We start from the raw sequence: 15,982 nt of genomic DNA, 5'->3' as shown, positions 1-15,982 counted from the left end.
GGCACGTCATTTGAGGGTTTTGGCCGCCTGGCGAAGGGCGTTGCGGCGAAACATCGTGAGCAGGAAGGTGCAGGCCAGGATGTCGTCGAGCAGCAGGGCCGTGTAGAGGGCCATGTCTCCCCGCACACCGGCGGCCGTCAGCAGGTGAATCAGCCCCAGGTTGACCAGGTACAGCAGCAACAGCACCCCGGACATAAAGATCAACGGCTGGATGGAAGCGTGATACAAACTGGCTCCCTTTTTGACGCGAACCGCTGAAATGCGCGCCAAAGCCAGAAGCATGACCGTGATGATCAGCGTACACGACGTGCCAACAAAGAAATCTGACGCCATAAACAAAAGCCGGGGAGGATGTGGAATGAAGGGCGGTCGTGAGCCGGGGCAGCGTGGGCGGTCTGACTGGAGGTGGCGGTCGGAATCGAACCGACGAATAAGGGTTTTGCAGACCCGTGCCTTACCACTTGGCTACGCCACCAGACTGACACCTGGTGTGAACGGCGATGCGGCACCGCTCACGTTGGGGTGACGATGCTAACGACGGAACGTGTGCCTGTCAATCCATCTCCGACCGTACGGCAGCGGGCCGAAGCGGCTCTGGTGGCCGGGCTGTTATGGGGGTTGGGATGCCTGCCCCGCCGGTGGGCCCTGCGCGGTGGCATGCTTCTGGCAAGGCTCCTGTCCGGTGTGCTGCCGCGTTTGTGGCGGGTGGGGGCTGACAATCTGGCCCTGGCTTTCCCGGACCTGCCGGAACGGGAGCGGCGGCGGTTGCTCCGCGGGTGCATCACGAACCTGGGGCGGCTGCTCGGCGAGTTTTCCCAGTTTCCGAAGCTGCATCCCGGGAATATCCACGAAGTGGTTGAATACGAAGGATTTGAGCACTTTACCGCGGCTCAGGCGCAGGGACGGGGCGTGATTTTCTTCACCGGACACCTCGGTGCATGGGAACTCAGCGCCTTTGCCCATGCGCTTTACGGGCATCCGCTCAACATTCTCGTGCGCCCCATAGACAATCCCCTTGTGGATCATCTGATCACACGCTGGCGGACGGCGAGCGGCAACCGCATCCTCTCCAAGCACCGCGACTTGCGTGCTCTGGTGGTCCGCCTCCGGCGGGGCGAGACAGTAGGGATTCTCGCTGATGTGCACGTCCAGCCCCAGCACGGTATGTTCTGCCCGTTTTTTGGTCATCCGGCTTGCACGTCACCGCTTGTGGCGCGTCTGGCGCGGCGGACGGGGGCAACTGTCCTTCCGGGGTATCTCGTATGGGATGCCCGGCGGGGGCGGCACCGGCTGGTGTTCGAGCCGCCGGTGCCGCTGGTGCAGACGGCGGATGAAGCCTTCGACATCCGGGAAAACACACTCCGCCTGACACGCTGCTGGGAAGCCATTGTCCGCCGCCACCCGGACCAGTGGCTGTGGATTCACCGGCGCTGGAAAAGCCAACCTCAGCCGGACCTGGCTCCGGCAACCATCCCGAATGGTCTCAATCTTTTATCACCAGGAAACGATGAATGCTGATACAACGACATCTGACCCGGGGCGTGCTTGCCCTGGCCCTTTTCTGTTGGTGGACGCTGCCGCTGCGGGCGGAAGGCACGGCGTTCTGGGAATGCGTGCGGCGGGAGGACTACTTGGCCGGTCGCCTCAGTGGGTTATCGGTGTCTGATAATGGTATTTTGCGCGTCGTACCCACGCCCAAGCTCGTGGGGGATACCCAGCAGCCCTTCGCCCTCTGCAGCCTGCTCGTCGGCAGTGAGGTCTATGTTGGCACGGGCCACGATGGCAAGCTGTTCCGGGCGACGGCCGATGGAGTGCTGACCCTGGTCGCCGATTTTGACGAATTGGATGTGACGGCTCTGGCCACCGACGGCCAGGGAGCCATTTTTGCCGCCACCTCCCCGGATGGGAAAATTTACCAGTTGACCGCCGGCCAACCAGGCTTCCGGGTCGTGTATGACCCGCCGGAGAAATACATCTGGGACATGCGATGTCTGTCCGATGGCACCCTCGTCTATGCCACCGGTGGGAAGGGCGGCGTCTTTAGCCTGCCACGGGGCGGGTTGTCGGTGCAGGCGCTCTGGACGACGGACGAATCGAACGTCACAAGCCTGATGGTGGCGCGGGATGGCGCGGTGTGGGCCGGAACCGATCCGGGCGGGCTGGTCGTGCGCATAGCCGATGGGCGTGTGACGGCGGTGTTCGATGCACCCTCCCGTGAAATCCGGCGGCTGGTGCCCATGCCGGACGGTTCCATTTTCGCCCTGGGGATTGGTGAAGCCAAAACCGGTGGCGGGGGCAGCGCCAGGAGCGCGCCGGTGGAGGCAGCCGTTGGCGAGGGGGAAGGCAGCGGCGGCACACCGCTGCGCCCGGCTTCAGGCGGCACGACGCTCTACCGACTCGGTGAAGATGGCCGTCAAACAGCTCTCTGGACGAGCAGCGACACGGCCACCGTTCTGCTCCGGTGGCGGGATGGCGTTCTGGTGGGACTTGGCAGCAGCTCGACCGGCGGACAGGGAAGGCTCTTTTTCGTCGGGCCGGAAGGGCAGTCCACCCTGTTTGGTACTGTCGAAGAAGAGCGGATTGCGGCGGCTGAAGCCGGTGCCGGGGAGACCCTGTATGTCGTGACCAGTGGGCTGGCCAAACTCTACCGGCTCAGCCCGACGGCACAGGATGAAGGGGTGTTCACCTCGGTGGTTCAGGATGCTAAAGCTGTGGTTGAGGCTTGGGGGCGCATCCATATTGAAAGCAATGGAGAAGTCTTTGTTCAGACCCGGACCGGAAACACCCAGTTGCCGGGGGCGCTGTGGAGCGACTGGTCGGCCGAAATACCGGCGCCGGGAGGGGTGGTCGCCAGTCCCCGGGGACGGTTTCTGCAGTGGCGTCTCCGTCTGAAAAAAGGGGCGGAAGTCACGGCCGTCCGAGTGGCTTACCTGCCGCGCAATCTGGCGCCGGTCATTACCTCGTTCAGCGTCCTGCCGGTCGGCGTGGCCTTGCAGGAAACCGTCGCGCCGCCGCCTGATCCGAGTGTGATGAGTTCCGGCTTGGACCCGGTCCAGTTCGGTATCATCGCCAATCAGCCGCCGCGCAAGGTGTTCCAGCGTGGGGCGCGAACGCTTCAGTGGCAGGCAGAGGACAAAAATGGCGACACGCTGACCTACCGGCTGGCCTATCGGTTACGGGGGCAGACGAACTGGAAGCCGTTGGCGGAAAAGTTGCGTAACCCGTTTTTCGTCATCTCCCCGGAGATGCTGCCGGATGGCATCTATGAGTTTCAGCTTGAAGTCAGCGATGCCGCTTCCAATCCGCCGGCGTGGGCGCTGGCTTCGTCACAGGTCCTCTCGCCGGTCGTGATTACGAATGCGTTGCCGAAGATAACCTTTTCACCTTCAGAGGTTTCCACGAAGGAAGCGAAAATTCGGGTTGAAGTGGTGACGGCCACCTCACCGCTCAAATCGGTCGAGGTGTCCTTCGACGGCAGCGAATGGATGCTGATCTACCCGGATGATCTGGTGCTGGACTCCCCGCGTGAGGTGTTTACGTTGGTGTACCGGAACCTGTCGCCGGGGGAATATCTCATCGCCGTACGGGTGCTCGATGCCGCGCTGCATACCACGGGTGAGAAGTTCATCCTGGTTGTCAAGCCGTAGCATGTAAGTTGTAGCAAACAGAATGTTGTATGTATGGGGGCGTCACGCCCCGGTTTTGGGATGCTGGTTGTCCGGCGGGGCTGGCGGGGGTTCACCGTGGTGGGGGGGGCGGGGCGGCCAGGAACGCGCGCCAGGTGGCCAGGGCCTGCCCGTAGTGCTGGGCGGCGAGGGCGAGCCGCTCGACAAGCAGCGTGCCGATGGTCGTCTGGCGCGGGGTGGGGAGGTAGATGACCTTGGGGAGGTCATCGTCGGTCAGGGTGGCTTCAAATTTTGACGTGAGACTGATAACGTCAGTAAGGTACTGTTGCAACCGGGCTGGGGTGGCAAGGGTTTCACGCATCGTCCACTCGGCCGGATGGTCCCAGTAGTTGGAGAGGATACCGTTGATGACATACTCGATGCCGCCGGCCAGGGCAATGAAGCTCTCGCCGCTGGAGCGATTACTGAAGTCATGGTGTGGCAGGGCCGGGCGCCAGTACAGCGCGGCTTCGGGCATGGTGTCCAGGCAGGTGTGACTCCCGGTGAGGAGTCGCTTGTACTCTCGGGTCAGACTCCGTAGTATCGGCATGCAATGCTCCGTCGTCTCGGCATGGTTTTGACTGTCTTGGGGAACTTCATCCCGGAACTATACAGGATAAGGCATGGCTTGTGGGTTTGACCTTCTCCGTCGGCTTCCACGGAAGGGCGCCCGGCCGTCGGTGGCTGATGCTGGCCTGTGGGGAGATGGCCGGAGAGAGGTGGGTTGAGGTCCCCCGGTTGCGCTTCCTGTCCGTTCCCGGTTGGGGAACGTCCCTGTTTCGATTCGCAAGCACATGCTCAGGCAACTCAATATCGAAAATCTGGCCGTCGTGCGTCGGCAGCAGGTGCGGTTTGGTCCGGGGCTGACCATTGTCACCGGGGAGACGGGCGCCGGGAAATCACTCGTTGTGGATGCCCTGGCCCTGGTGGTGGGGGGGCGCGCCACTTCGGACATCATCCGGGCCGGCGAGACGCGGGCCGCGGTCGAAGCCCTCTTTGATTGTCCTGACCACCCGGAGGTCAGGCGTATCCTTGCCGAGGCCGAGTTGGAAGCTGAGGATACCCTGCTCATCCGGCGCGAGGTGGCCCTCAACGGGAAGGGAAGGCTGTTCATCAATGACCAGTTGTGCCCGGTGGCTACGGTGCGGGCGCTGCGACCGTTCCTGGTGGACATTCACGGTCAGGGCGATCAGCAGACATTGATTTTTCCGGCGGCGCATGCCGGTGTGCTCGATGCCTTTGGCCAGCACGTGGAACTGGCGACGGCCACGGCGGAAGCCTTCGCCGCCTGGCACGCGGCGCAGCAGGCACGGGAGCGGTTTGAACAGGAGGCGCTGCACCGGCGGCAGCGGCGCGATCTGCTCGAATTCCAGCGCGGGGACATCGAGCGGGTGGCGCCGGCGGACGGGGAAGATGAACACCTGTGCCGTGAACGGACGCGGCTGCTGCACGCGGAGCGGCTGCTGGCGGCGGCCGCGGCCGGGTACGATCTGCTCTACGAGCGTGAAGCTTCGGCGCTGACGCTGGTGGCGCAGGCGCTCCGTCAGGTGGAGGATTTGGCCGCGGCCGATCCGGCGCTGTCGGAAGTCCTTTCCACCCTGGAAGCCGCGCGCTACGGCATCGAGGAAGCTGCCTTTGCCCTCCGGGACTACGCTGAGACCGTCGTCGTTTCCCCCGAGCGGTTGCGCGAAGTCGAGTCCCGGCTCGATGATCTGGACCGGCTCAAGCGCAAGTATGGCGGCACCCTGGAGCAGGTTCTGGCAACGCTGGCCCGGATTCAGGCGGAACTGGCCCAGGTCGAAAACGACGATGCCGAGCAGCAGCGGCTGGCGGCAGCCGTTGAAGCGGCGGCGGCCCGGTATCGGGAATGCGCCCTGGCGCTGCGGGCGGCCCGGCAGGCGGCCGCGCCGCGTTTCGAGCAGGCGCTCGAACATGAGTTGCCGTTTCTGGCCCTTCCACAGGCGCGGTTGGTCGTCGCCTTCGACTGGCGGGATGCCGGGGCGGTGGCGACGTGGGAGAGCACCGGCCTGGAAGGGGTCGAGTTTTTGTTTACCTCGAATCCAGGCGAGCCGCCGCGTCCGCTGTCGAGGGTGGCCTCCGGCGGAGAACTGTCCCGGCTGATGCTGGCCGTGAAATCCATCCTTGCGCCGACAGATATTCCGCGTACGATGGTTTTTGACGAAGTTGACGTGGGGATCAGCGGGCGGGTGGCGGAGGCGGTGGGTATCCGTCTGCGTCGCCTGGCCGAGCGTCAGCAGGTGCTGTGCATCACGCACCAGGCCCAGGTGGCGCGCTTTGGCACCACCCACCTGCGGGTGGAAAAGACCGTGCGCCATGAGCGGACGCACACGGAGATTGTGGCGCTGGATATGGATGCGCGGGTGGAGGAGCTGGCCCGGCTGCTGGGCGGGGCCGTCGTCACCGAGTCAGCGCGCCAGGCGGCGCGGGAAATGCTGGCGCCGGAAGGTTTTGTCGGCGCGCCGACATCTCAGGCTAATTGTTGATTACAAAGCTTTTCTGTTGTTTTATCCCGATGACGCCAAAAATGGAGGACGACTGCCATGGAACGTGAGATGAAGATTCGGGGGCTGATGATTGACCCGGCGGCGAACACCCCCATCGTCGTGCTCAAGGAAGTCAACGGCGACCAGTTGCTGCCCATCTGGGTCGGACCCTTCGAGGCCAATGCCATTGCCTTTGAAATCGAAAAGATGTCGCCGCCGCGCCCGATGACCCACGACCTGTTGCGCAACCTGATCCTGCAGATGGATGGACGGGTGCGTCGGGTCGTGGTGACGGAGCTGCGCAACAACACGTTCTATGCCGTCATCGAACTCGAAGTTGCCGGCAAGATGCTGTTTCTGGATGCGCGTCCCAGCGATGCCATTGCCCTGGCGCTCCGGGTGGATGCGCCGATTTTCGTCCATGAGTCCGTGCTGGAGAACTCAACCTCGGTCATCGTGGAGCGTCAGGACGAGGAGCCATCAGAGAAGGGGGATGATCTGGAGTTTGACTGGCCCGATGAAATTGACGAATCCGACATCGGGCGCGGTTAGGGGGCAGGGCGGGCTGCCGGGCCGGGGCTTTGTGGGCCCATGGGAGCCTGGGAGTTGTGAAAATCGGGTTGTGACGTTGTTGTGAGCAAGGGAAACTGCCATGGGCACGGGGAACGGACATCACCCACGACGACTGGACACCTGTCTGGTCATTGCTGTTGCCAATCAGAAGGGAGGCGTCGGCAAGACGACGACTTCGATTAACCTGGCGGCCGGGCTGGCGCTGCGCGGGCGGCGCGTGCTGCTGCTGGACCTCGATCCCCAGGCGAACAGTACGCTGTCCTATCTGCCCTACGAAGCCGCCGGGTTGTCCGCCTATGACTTCCTCATGGATGTCAAGCTCGATCCCGTCACCATTGTGCAACCGACGCCCGTTCCGGGACTCGACATTCTGCCGTCCCGCATCAGTCTGGCGAAGCTCGAATCCCGTCTGGTGGGGGAATTCGACGCTCCCTACCGTCTCAAGGACCGCCTGGAAGCCCTCCGTCGCGTCTATGATGTCATTGTCATTGATACCCCGCCCACGCTGGGACTGATTACGGTCAATGCCCTGGTGGCCGCCTCCCACGTGCTCATTCCCATTCAGTCCTCCTACTTCGCCATGGAGGGAACGGATGACCTGCTGGAAACCATTGACAAGGTCAAGGCACGCCCCAATCCGAACTTGCAGGTGCTGGGAGTGGTCATTACGCTGCACGACAAGCGGACGGCCCTGGCACGGGACATCTATCGCCAGATTTACGAAGTCTTCGGGGACAAGGTGTTTGAGACGGTGATTTCCAAGTCCGTGCGGCTGGAAGAAAGCCCCGCCTACCGGGAGTCCATCTTTACCTTTGCGCCTCAGTCGAGTGGTGCGGTCGAATACGCCAGGCTTTGTGAGGAGGTGTTGCGTCGTGTCTAAACGCGGGTTGCCATCCACCGTGCGCATGCGCCACGAGTCGCACTACGTCGAGGAACTCTGGACGCGCACGGGCGCGCCCATCGGGCGCATGATCCCGATTGATCGGCTGGAGCCGAATCCCAACCAGCCACGGATTGAGTTTGGCGACCTGGAGGAGCTGACCAACTCGATCCGCGAAAAGGGCGTGCTGGAGCCGCTGCTGGTGCGTCCGGCCGAGGTCGGGGGGCGGTTCATGATTATTTCCGGGGAGCGGCGCTACCGGGCCAGTCTGCTGGCCGGATTGCGCGAGTTGCCCTGTATCGAAATGGACGTGGACGACCGCGCGGTGGCGGAGATTGCCCTCATCGAAAACCTTCAGCGCAAGGACCTGACGCCATTCGAGGAAGCTGAAGGGTTGACGGCGCTGGCCGAACGGTTCAGCTACACGCACGAGGAAATGGCCCGCAAGCTGGGGAAGTCCCGGTCCAGTATCACGGAGTCGCTGGCCATTGGCGGCCTGTCGCCCGAAATCCGGGAACTGTGCCGCCAGGCCGGCATCACCTCGAAATCCACCCTGCTCCAGATTGTGCGCCGGCCGTCGGATGAGGATCGCCGGGCGCTCATCGCCCGGATTCGCCAGCTTGGACTGACCCGCGATGCCGTCCGCCAGACGACCAAGACCAAAAAACGTGCTACGCCCTTCCGCTTTCGTTTTCAGGAACCGGCGCGTACCTTCACCCTGGACCTGAAGTTTCGCAAGTCGGACGTGGATAAACGGCAGGTCGTGGCAGCGCTGAAACAGGTGGTGGACGAACTGGAGCGCGAACTTGAAGCCGGCCCGTCAGAGGCCAGCCAGCCAGGGGAATAGCCGCCGCCCCTGCCTTACTTGGCCTGTTTGGCCTTGGCCTGAAGCGCCTTGCGCTGTTGTTTGGCCAGCCAGCGGGCGAACCGGTCAAGGTGGGGAATGAGCGGACGCATCAGGCGCATGCGAAAACTCGTGTCATGTTCCCGGAGGGCTTCGAGTCCCTTGCGGATGTAGTCCCGGATGGCCGGTTCGTACTCGGTTTTTTTCCGGCCGTGGGAAAAGTTGAGATGGTAGTGCTGCCCCATCAGCGCGAGAAGGGTGTGGGTCAGGTTGGCGCGCAAAGTCCGCCGCGCCACCATGCGTTGCCACCACCCTTTGTGCTCAAGCAGCGGAGCCAGGGCAATTTCAAACCAGGCGCCGGAAACCGGGGTTTTCGGGTGGTACAGGAGCGGCAGCTTGTCGCGTTTGTCGGCGGGTACGTTCCGGTCCTGAATCCGGTCCACGAAGACCACGCGGGTGATGCCCAGGGTGTGGTTGCTGGGCAGGGCCGCCAGAGTTTTCTGGACGAACTCTTCCAGGTCGAGTTTGAGCTTGTAGGTCGTACGGTTTTCAATCTTCATAACAACGGGATCAGGGGCGCGAACCGACGTCGGCCGCCGGAGACACGGGGCGGCGGGCTTCCGCCGCAGAGAGTAAATCGCAACCGCCCACCGGGAGCAACCATCTCCGGGCGGGAAGGAGGGGGAGAAGCCGCCATGGCACGGGACATCGTCACGGAATTCCTGGCCTACCTGCGGGTCGAACGCGGGCTGTCAGCCAATACACTGGATGCCTACCGGCGCGATTTGACCAAGCTGACGCACTTTGCGGCCGCCCGGCAGAAAGAGGTGCTGACGCTGGAGCGGAGTGACATCACGGCATTTATCGAGTCCCTGTTCAGGAGCGGACTCGATGCCCGTTCCGTTGAACGGGCGCTGGTGGTGGTGCGCAATCTCTACAGGTTTCTGGTGCTTGATGGCCACCGGCGCACCGATCCGACCGTCTCGCTTGTACCGCCCCGGAGCTGGCAGACGCTGCCCAAGTTTCTGACCCCGGAGGAAGTCGAGCGGCTGCTTCAGCAGGCGGACATCACGACTGAAGCGGGTGCGCGTGACCGGGCAATGCTGGAGTTGCTCTATGCCACGGGCCTGCGGGTGTCGGAGCTGTGCCGCCTCAAGCTGGGGGATGTCAACCGCGAGGCGGGCTACCTAGTGTGCCTGGGAAAGGGGAGCAAGGAGCGCCAGGTGCCGATTGGGCGCTCGGCGTTGGCGGCCCTGACGCGCTATCTCCACTTCCGGGCGGCACGTCCCTCCGGGATGGAGGAGAGCCAGTACCTCTTCATCACGGCGCGGGGCAAACCGATGACGCGCCAGCTCTGCTGGAAGATGGTCTCGGAGTACGGGCAGCGGGCGGGACTCGGAGCCGTGACCCCGCACATGATTCGGCACACCTTTGCGACCCACCTGCTCGAACGCGGGGCGGACCTGCGTTCGGTACAGATGCTGCTTGGGCATGCCGATCTGACGACGACCCAAATCTACACCCATGTCACGGCGGAGCATCTCCGCGAGACCTACCGGAAGTGCCACCCACGGCACTGAGTCCGGTCCGGTCACCCGCTTCGTCACCAGCGCCACCCGGGCAGCCGACAGCAGTCCAGCACGTCATCTGTCCCTGGACCTGCCTCTGGCGCGACCTGCCTCTGGCGCGACCTGCCTCTGGCGCGCGCTGGCCGTGGGGACGGCCTTGCGGGGGCATCTTCCGATGCCTCCCGGCTTCAGGCCGTCACACCGGGTCCGGCGGGAAATGGGCGGCTACTGCCCGCGTGACAGCAGGTGCGACACATAGGCAATGCCAAACAGGGTGCCGACCGTCAGGATGAAAAAACCAAGCACGGAGATAATCTGACCAAGGACGTTCCACATAGCGGACCTCGTCACATCTCTGGTGGTTCGGTGGACGCATAGGTAATGTACTCTGTTGGGTGTGGCGTCCACAATTTGATTCTTACAGGGAAGGAAGCCCATGCAAACGCTCATCCTGGCCGGAGGCAAGGGGACGCGCCTGCGTCCGCTCACCCTCCATACGCCAAAGCCTGTCGTACCCATCGCCAACCGTCCCTTCATCTATTACCAGCTCGATTTGCTCCGTCCACTGGATGTCACGGGGACGATGGAAGTGCTGCTGAGCCTGTCGTACCAGCCGCGCAAAATCGAGGAAGTTCTCAACCAGGAAGTGCTGGGGGGGCTGGTCGTCTCGCCGGTGGTGGAGCACCAGCCGTTGGGAACCGCCGGCGCCATGCGCCATATCCGGTCGCGGGTGACGGGAACGCTCATCGTGCTCAACGGGGACATCCTGACGGATATTGACCTGCGCCCGGTCTTGCAGCGCCATCAGAGGCGTCGGGCGGCAGCCACGCTCGTGCTCGTCAATGTGGCGGACACCCGGGCCTATGGTGTCGTCGAACTGGATGCCGGGGGGCGAATCCGGCAGTTTCACGAAAAGCCGGCACCCGGCGTGACGACGGCTACCTCCATCAATGCCGGAATTTACCTGCTTGAACCGGAGGTGCTCGATCTCATCCCGGAGGGCTGCGAGTATTCGTTCGAGTACGATCTCTTTCCCCGCCTGCTGACTTCGGGGCTGCCGTTGTACGGGGACATCACCGACGCCTACTGGCTCGACATCGGTACGCCGGAACGCTACCGCCAGGCCAACACGGATGTGCTGCAGGGAAAGCTGCGGCGCTATCCGCCGGAGTCATCGCCGGCGCTGACGGACGGCGGTTCGGTGATTGCGCCCGAAGTCACCCTCAAGGGAGGCGTGTCGGTCATCCGGTCGGTCATTGGTGCCAACTGCTATCTGGAAGATGGGGTCCACGTGGTGGACAGCGTGGTGATGGCCGGCTCACGGATTGCCGAGGGGGCGGTTGTCCGGTCGTCCGTTCTGGGGCGGGGGGTGCATGTCGGCTCCAACAGCATCCTGCACAACGTCGTGCTGGGGGACAAGTCCGTGGTGACGGACTTCTCCCGTCTCGGGTGAATCGGGCCGGTCAGGCAGCGCGGTGGCCGTCAGGCGCGCCAGGGCAAAGCGCCCGGACGTACCGAGCAGGCGTACCGTCCAGGTTTCGGCTTCCAGGGCGGGGCGTTCCCGCTGTGGGAAGATGACCAGCAGGGTGCCGCGCCGGGCGACAATGGCGGCGAGGTCCGCCGGGTCGGAAATCTGGTTTGGTTCACGGGCGGCGTCGCAGCAGGTGGTATGGTCCGGGTTGTAGAACACCGGCGCATATTCCCGGCAGCGGAAAAAGACCACGAGTTCCGCCGGCTGCGCCTGACGGGCCATGAGAGCGGTCAGGGATTTGGTCGAGAACCGGGGTTCGAGGACAGGAAATTGAGCCGTCACCCACAGGACGAGACCGAGTTGGACAAGGACCAGCCGGAACAGTCCCGACATTCGCTGGCGGGCGTGGAGGGCGCTGAGTCCGAGAGCGGTTACGAGAAGCCCGCCCGAAAAGAACTCCGGGGCTGACAAGAGCTTTTCCTCTGACAGTTTGCAGGTTGCAAGCTGAAGTCCGATATAGAGTCCGAGTTGGCTGAGGGAAGCCAGGCACAGCCCGAGCAGGTGCTGACGCCCGGACAGGCGATACAGGCCGTGAGCCGCAAGAAGCGCGGCAAAGGGGACGGCCGGGAGAATGTAGCCGGGCAGCTTGGAGCCGGAGAAGCTGAAGAAAAGCAGAGGGGTGATGAATCCGCACAAAGCAAGACGGACAAGTGGCTTATCGTCGTCAGTGGAAGTGTTTTCTGAGGTTTCGTGACCTTCGGCTGATGGTTGCACCGGCCGCACGGCGCGGTAGAGTCCGGCAATCAGCCAGAGGCTCCATGGCAGCAGGCCGGCCAGCAGGACGGGCAGGTAGTAGTACACCGGGCCGGGGTGGCGGAAGCGGTTCGAGGTGAACCGCTGGAAGTGGTGGGCAATGAAGAATTCCTCGATGAAGGGCCAGCCGTGCCGGACGATGACTGGGATGTACCAGAGGCCGGCGACGGCCAGCACCAGCAGGCTGCCCGTCAGCGGGCGCAGGTGGCGCAGGGTTTCCCATGGCCGCCGCCGCAGGTCCGGCGTGAGCAGCAGGTAGAACAGCAGGCTGCCGAGCGGCAAAACGAGGCCCACGAGGCCTTTGGCGAGCATGCCGACGCCCAGCGCCACATAGAACAGGTAAAGGGTGAGGCGGACCCGCGTCGGGCGTGCCTGGCGGGCGGCTTCAAAGCTTAGGTGAAACGCCAGTGTTGCAGTTGTAACTGCCAGTGTGAGAAGGGCTTCAAAGGTGGCTGCGCGCGCGAAGGCGAGCATCAGGGGGCTGGTGGCTGCCAGCAGCGCCGCCGCCGGGCCCAGGGGCGGGCGGAGCGTACCGAGCAGCAGTACCGTGAGGGTGGCGGCCACGGCTGAAGGGAGGCGGGCCCCCCACTCATTGAAGCCCACGAGCTGAAAGCTGAAGCCCATGAGCCAGTACAGCAGGGCCGGTTTTTCAAACCAGGTGGTGCCGCCCAGGGTGGGCGTCAGCCAGTCGCCACGCTGCCACATCTCACGCGCCACTTGGGCATAGCGCGGCTCGTCGGGCCCCACCAGACCCAGGTTGCCAAGCTGCCAAAAAAAGGCAATGCCACAGGCCAGCGCCAGGTACGCCGCCAGGTACGCCGCGTCAGACCGGGAGGGACGCGGGGTGTCGTCCGGCATCACAGCTTCGTCCGGTCAGAATGGAACCGCCTCGTCTTCGGCGGGCTTTTTCGGAGTATCCCGGCCCGCTCTCGCTTCAGCTTCGGGTTCGGCGTCGCCGGATTCTTCGCCGCTGCTCCGGCTGCCCATCAGGTGCAGCTCTGTGGCCGTGACTTCGAGCGAGGTCCGTTTGGTTCCCTCGTTGTCCGTCCACTCGCGGGCGCTGAGCCGGCCTTCGATATAGACCGGGCTGCCTTTTTTGAGATACTTGTTGGCCGTTTCCGCCAGATTGCGCCAGGCCGTGATACGGAACCAGGTCGTGGTTTCCGTCGGCTCGCTGTCGCCCTGTCCCTTTTTACGCTCGCTGGTGGCAACGGAAAAGGTGCAGACGGGAACGCCCTGTGGGGTGAAGCGCATTTCGGGGTCGCGTCCGAGGTGGCCGTAGATGATGATTTTGTTGAACGACATGGCGGGCTTCTTTCCTCTGGGACTGAGAGCTATGGCAGGTGGGTCTTGAAAAAGCGCAGGACGCGGTCCCAGGCGTCGTAGGCAGCATCAGGGTGATAGACTTCGGGGCGCGTATCGTTGAAAAACGCATGGTCGGTGCCGGGATAGGTCTCGAAGTCGTAGGTCTTTCCGTGCCGGTCGAGTTCCTGCCGCAGGGCCGCCACGGCTTCCGGGGTCACGAAGGCGTCCTTTTCGGCAAAGATGCCCAGCACCGGCGCGGACAGATTGGCGAAGTCGGGTTTGACGTTGGGGTGGATGCCGTAGAAGTCCACGCAGGCGCCGATGTCCGGGTTTTCACAGGCTGCATACAGGGCCAACTGGCCGCCCATACAGAAACCAATCACACCGACCTTGGGGTGCCCCTGGGTTGAGGGGTGTTCCAGGAGCGCCTGAACGACGGCGCGCAACTGCCCGGCGGTCTGGGCAATGTTGAGCGCCATCATGAGTTTCCCGGCTTCGTCGGGGGAGGTTGTGGATTGCCCCTGGTAGAGGTCGGGCGCAAATGCCGTGTAACCGGCTTCGGCCAGCCGGTCAGCAACGGTTTCAATGTGCGGCACGAGGCCCCACCATTCCTGAAGGACGATGACGCCCGGGCCATTCGCCGCCGGAAGGCTCAGATAGCCCGGTACGCTGAGGTTGTGCGCGGTGAGTGCGGTACGTTGTCCAGCCATGGGAGACTCCTCCATGTGGGAAGTGACCGGCGGGGTGGGGGACTGCACCAGCGGGCTGACCGGTTCAGTCGGGAAATATCCCGGCGGGAGCCCCCGTGCGCCGGGTTAGTCGGTGATTTGGGCCTTTTGAAGCCGTCCACTGAAGTCAACGTAGAGCGTTTTCCACTCCGAGAAAATCTCAAATGCCTGCACGCCGCCTTCCCGGTGGCCGTTGCCGGTGCCCTTGATGCCGCCGAACGGCAGGTGCACTTCCGCGCCGATGGTCGGAGCGTTGACGTAGCAGATGCCGGTTTCAAGATCGCGCATGGCCTGGAAGGCACGGTTGATGTCGCTGGTGTAGATCGCGGCCGAGAGGCCATAGCCGACGCCATTGGCAATGGTGATGGCGTCTTCAAAATCCTGGCAGGGGATGATGGCCGTCACGGGGCCGAAGATTTCTTCCTGGGCAATGACGGACTGCGGGGCTACGTCGCCGAAGACGGTGGGGGCGATGAAGTAGCCATGGGCCAGGTCGCCTTCGGTAAGGCGCGTTCCGCCGCAGAGCAGTTTGGCTTTGTCCCGGGTCCGCCCGATGTCAATGTAGTGGAGCACCCGTTCGAGCTGGTCCTGGTTGACCACGGGGCCGACTTCGCTGGCGGGATCAAGGCCGGGGCCGACGCGCAGCGCCTGGGTGCGTTCGACGAGCATCTGGGTAAACTTTTTGATGACTTTCTTGTGGACGATGAGGCGGGACGCGGCAGTGCACCGCTGGCCGGCCGTTCCGAAAGCGCCCCAGACCGCGCCTTCGACGGCGAGTTCGAGATTGGCGTCGTCCATGACGACGATGGCGTTTTTTCCGCCCATTTCAAGGCTGCACTTCTTGCCTTTGTCAGCGGCCTGGGTGGCGATGATCCGTCCCACCTGGGTCGAGCCGGTAAAGGACACGAGGCGGATGGTCGGGTGCGTGACGAGCGGCGCGCCAGCGGTCTCCCCGTAACCGGTCACGAGGTTGACGACGCCCGGCGGCAGCCCGGCTTCCTCAAAGGCCTTGACAAAGCGGTACACCGAAAGCGGCGTATCCTCGGCGGGTTTGATGACCACCGTGTTGCCGCACAGGATCGCCGGCAGAATTTTCCACGAGGGGATGGCGATGGGGAAATTCCAGGGAGTGATGAGCCCGCACACACCGATGGCATCCCGGACGGTCATGGCAAACTTGTTGGCCAGTTCGGAGGTGGTCGTCTGCCCGTAGAGCCGCCGTCCTTCACCGGCGACGAAGTAGGCCATGTCAATGGCTTCCTGGGTGTCGCCGCGGGTTTCCTTGAGCACTTTGCCCATTTCCCGGGTCATGTCGTGGGAGATGGCTTCCTTGTCACGGATGAGAATTTCGCCCACCCGGAAGATGTACTCGGCACGCTTGGGTGGTGGAACAAGCCGCCACCGGGGGTAGGCTTCGGCGGCGGCGGCCACGGCCGCTTCGATGTCCTCGGCCGTCGAGTGGGGAAAGTAGCCGACGATGTCGCGGGTGTCGGCCGGGTTGTGGTTGGCAAAGACTTCACCGTTTTTGGAAGCCACCCAGGCGCCTTGGATGTAGTTGGCATAGGTGGGGGGAGCGGTCGCCTTTTTTCTGGCGTTGGTGACGGTTTTCTTGGCCGGTGTGGACATGGGGA

The 15,982-nt window shown here is 63.5% G+C and carries 14 protein-coding genes, 1 tRNA gene and 1 pseudogene; 8 read left to right on the top strand and 8 right to left on the bottom strand.

Going from position 1 to position 15,982, the window contains the following annotated elements; all coding sequences use genetic code 11:
• Positions 1 to 6: 6 nt before the first annotated feature.
• Both J8C05_RS06170 and J8C05_RS06165 read right to left on the bottom strand, forming a co-directional pair.
• On the bottom strand, positions 7 to 282 hold the full coding sequence (locus tag J8C05_RS06170; RefSeq protein WP_211421400.1) for a hypothetical protein: 276 nt from the start codon (positions 280 to 282) through the stop codon (positions 7 to 9).
• Between the two features lie 118 nt (positions 283 to 400).
• Positions 401 to 475: transfer RNA gene (locus tag J8C05_RS06165), tRNA-Cys, on the bottom strand.
• Positions 476 to 528: 53 nt separating this feature from the next.
• Here J8C05_RS06165 and J8C05_RS06160 point away from each other — a divergent pair.
• Entirely contained in the window at positions 529 to 1,518 is a 990-nt protein-coding gene (locus tag J8C05_RS06160; RefSeq protein ID WP_211421399.1) for a lysophospholipid acyltransferase family protein, read from the top strand.
• Entirely contained in the window at positions 1,512 to 3,647 is a 2,136-nt protein-coding gene (locus tag J8C05_RS06155; RefSeq protein WP_211421398.1) for a WD40 repeat domain-containing protein, read from the top strand. Before J8C05_RS06160 ends, J8C05_RS06155 begins: the two co-directional genes overlap by 7 nt.
• Positions 3,648 to 3,738: 91 nt before the next feature.
• Here J8C05_RS06155 and J8C05_RS06150 read toward each other — a convergent pair whose 3' ends face one another.
• The gene (locus J8C05_RS06150; protein WP_211421397.1) at positions 3,739 to 4,215 is read right to left on the bottom strand and encodes a hypothetical protein; all 477 of its coding nucleotides are present in this window, start codon (positions 4,213 to 4,215) and stop codon (positions 3,739 to 3,741) included.
• A gap of 244 nt (positions 4,216 to 4,459) precedes the next feature.
• Between J8C05_RS06150 and recN the strand changes: the two genes are divergently transcribed.
• From recN to J8C05_RS06130, 4 genes are all read left to right on the top strand, one after another.
• Positions 4,460 to 6,169 carry a DNA repair protein RecN gene (recN, locus tag J8C05_RS06145; RefSeq protein WP_211421396.1) on the top strand — a complete coding sequence of 570 codons (1,710 nt, stop codon included), beginning with the start codon at positions 4,460 to 4,462 and terminating at the stop codon, positions 6,167 to 6,169.
• 57 nt (positions 6,170 to 6,226) lie between these two features.
• On the top strand, positions 6,227 to 6,721 hold the full coding sequence (locus tag J8C05_RS06140) for a bifunctional nuclease family protein (protein ID WP_211421395.1): 495 nt from the start codon (positions 6,227 to 6,229) through the stop codon (positions 6,719 to 6,721).
• 100 nt (positions 6,722 to 6,821) lie between these two features.
• Entirely contained in the window at positions 6,822 to 7,622 is an 801-nt protein-coding gene (locus J8C05_RS06135) for a ParA family protein (RefSeq protein WP_058867506.1), read from the top strand.
• Entirely contained in the window at positions 7,615 to 8,469 is an 855-nt protein-coding gene (locus J8C05_RS06130) for a ParB/RepB/Spo0J family partition protein (RefSeq protein ID WP_211421394.1), read from the top strand. The genes J8C05_RS06135 and J8C05_RS06130 overlap by 8 nt, the downstream gene beginning before the upstream one ends.
• 14 nt (positions 8,470 to 8,483) lie before the next feature.
• Here J8C05_RS06130 and J8C05_RS06125 read toward each other — a convergent pair whose 3' ends face one another.
• Positions 8,484 to 9,026 (bottom strand): hypothetical protein, encoded by a 543-nt coding sequence (locus J8C05_RS06125; protein ID WP_211421393.1) that lies wholly within the window; start codon positions 9,024 to 9,026, stop codon positions 8,484 to 8,486.
• A 135-nt stretch (positions 9,027 to 9,161) separates the two neighbouring features.
• Between J8C05_RS06125 and xerD the strand changes: the two genes are divergently transcribed.
• Both xerD and J8C05_RS06115 read left to right on the top strand, forming a co-directional pair.
• On the top strand, positions 9,162 to 10,046 hold the full coding sequence (gene xerD, locus J8C05_RS06120; protein WP_211421392.1) for a site-specific tyrosine recombinase XerD: 885 nt from the start codon (positions 9,162 to 9,164) through the stop codon (positions 10,044 to 10,046).
• Between the two features lie 424 nt (positions 10,047 to 10,470).
• On the top strand, positions 10,471 to 11,487 hold the full coding sequence (locus J8C05_RS06115) for a sugar phosphate nucleotidyltransferase (RefSeq protein WP_211421391.1): 1,017 nt from the start codon (positions 10,471 to 10,473) through the stop codon (positions 11,485 to 11,487).
• Between the two features lie 996 nt (positions 11,488 to 12,483).
• Here the strand turns inward: J8C05_RS06115 and J8C05_RS15765 are convergent.
• From J8C05_RS15765 to J8C05_RS06100, 4 genes and pseudogenes are all read right to left on the bottom strand, one after another.
• Positions 12,484 to 13,023 (bottom strand): annotated as a pseudogene (locus tag J8C05_RS15765) (ArnT family glycosyltransferase); the annotation flags it as partial.
• Between the two features lie 168 nt (positions 13,024 to 13,191).
• Positions 13,192 to 13,623 carry a single-stranded DNA-binding protein gene (locus J8C05_RS06110; RefSeq protein WP_058867495.1) on the bottom strand — a complete coding sequence of 144 codons (432 nt, stop codon included), beginning with the start codon at positions 13,621 to 13,623 and terminating at the stop codon, positions 13,192 to 13,194.
• 29 nt (positions 13,624 to 13,652) lie between these two features.
• Positions 13,653 to 14,333, bottom strand: coding sequence for a dienelactone hydrolase family protein (locus tag J8C05_RS06105; protein ID WP_058867494.1), 681 nt, complete (start codon positions 14,331 to 14,333; stop codon positions 13,653 to 13,655).
• A 105-nt stretch (positions 14,334 to 14,438) separates the two neighbouring features.
• Positions 14,439 to 15,977 carry an aldehyde dehydrogenase family protein gene (locus J8C05_RS06100; protein WP_211421390.1) on the bottom strand — a complete coding sequence of 513 codons (1,539 nt, stop codon included), beginning with the start codon at positions 15,975 to 15,977 and terminating at the stop codon, positions 14,439 to 14,441.
• Positions 15,978 to 15,982: the final 5 nt, after the last annotated feature.

It is taken from the genome of Chloracidobacterium sp. N (assembly GCF_018304765.1).
Lineage (GTDB): Bacteria > Acidobacteriota > Blastocatellia > Chloracidobacteriales > Chloracidobacteriaceae > Chloracidobacterium > Chloracidobacterium aggregatum.
This window is presented reverse-complemented; position numbering and strand designations above follow the sequence as displayed.

What these genes read in the sequence shown, in the direction of transcription:
- J8C05_RS06110 (WP_058867495.1), bottom strand. Translation starts at nt 13,623, where the DNA reads ATGTCGTTCAACAAAATCATCATCTACGGCCACCTCGGACGCGACCCC.
- J8C05_RS06135 (WP_058867506.1), top strand. Translation starts at nt 6,822, where the DNA reads ATGGGCACGGGGAACGGACATCACCCACGACGACTGGACACCTGTCTG.
- J8C05_RS06100 (WP_211421390.1), bottom strand. Translation starts at nt 15,977, where the DNA reads ATGTCCACACCGGCCAAGAAAACCGTCACCAACGCCAGAAAAAAGGCG.
- J8C05_RS06170 (WP_211421400.1), bottom strand. Translation starts at nt 282, where the DNA reads ATGCTTCTGGCTTTGGCGCGCATTTCAGCGGTTCGCGTCAAAAAGGGA.
- xerD (WP_211421392.1), top strand. Translation starts at nt 9,162, where the DNA reads ATGGCACGGGACATCGTCACGGAATTCCTGGCCTACCTGCGGGTCGAA.
- J8C05_RS06125 (WP_211421393.1), bottom strand. Translation starts at nt 9,026, where the DNA reads ATGAAGATTGAAAACCGTACGACCTACAAGCTCAAACTCGACCTGGAA.
- J8C05_RS06150 (WP_211421397.1), bottom strand. Translation starts at nt 4,215, where the DNA reads ATGCCGATACTACGGAGTCTGACCCGAGAGTACAAGCGACTCCTCACC.
- J8C05_RS06160 (WP_211421399.1), top strand. Translation starts at nt 529, where the DNA reads ATGCTAACGACGGAACGTGTGCCTGTCAATCCATCTCCGACCGTACGG.
- J8C05_RS06140 (WP_211421395.1), top strand. Translation starts at nt 6,227, where the DNA reads ATGGAACGTGAGATGAAGATTCGGGGGCTGATGATTGACCCGGCGGCG.
- recN (WP_211421396.1), top strand. Translation starts at nt 4,460, where the DNA reads ATGCTCAGGCAACTCAATATCGAAAATCTGGCCGTCGTGCGTCGGCAG.
- J8C05_RS06115 (WP_211421391.1), top strand. Translation starts at nt 10,471, where the DNA reads ATGCAAACGCTCATCCTGGCCGGAGGCAAGGGGACGCGCCTGCGTCCG.
- J8C05_RS06105 (WP_058867494.1), bottom strand. Translation starts at nt 14,333, where the DNA reads ATGGCTGGACAACGTACCGCACTCACCGCGCACAACCTCAGCGTACCG.
- J8C05_RS06155 (WP_211421398.1), top strand. Translation starts at nt 1,512, where the DNA reads ATGCTGATACAACGACATCTGACCCGGGGCGTGCTTGCCCTGGCCCTT.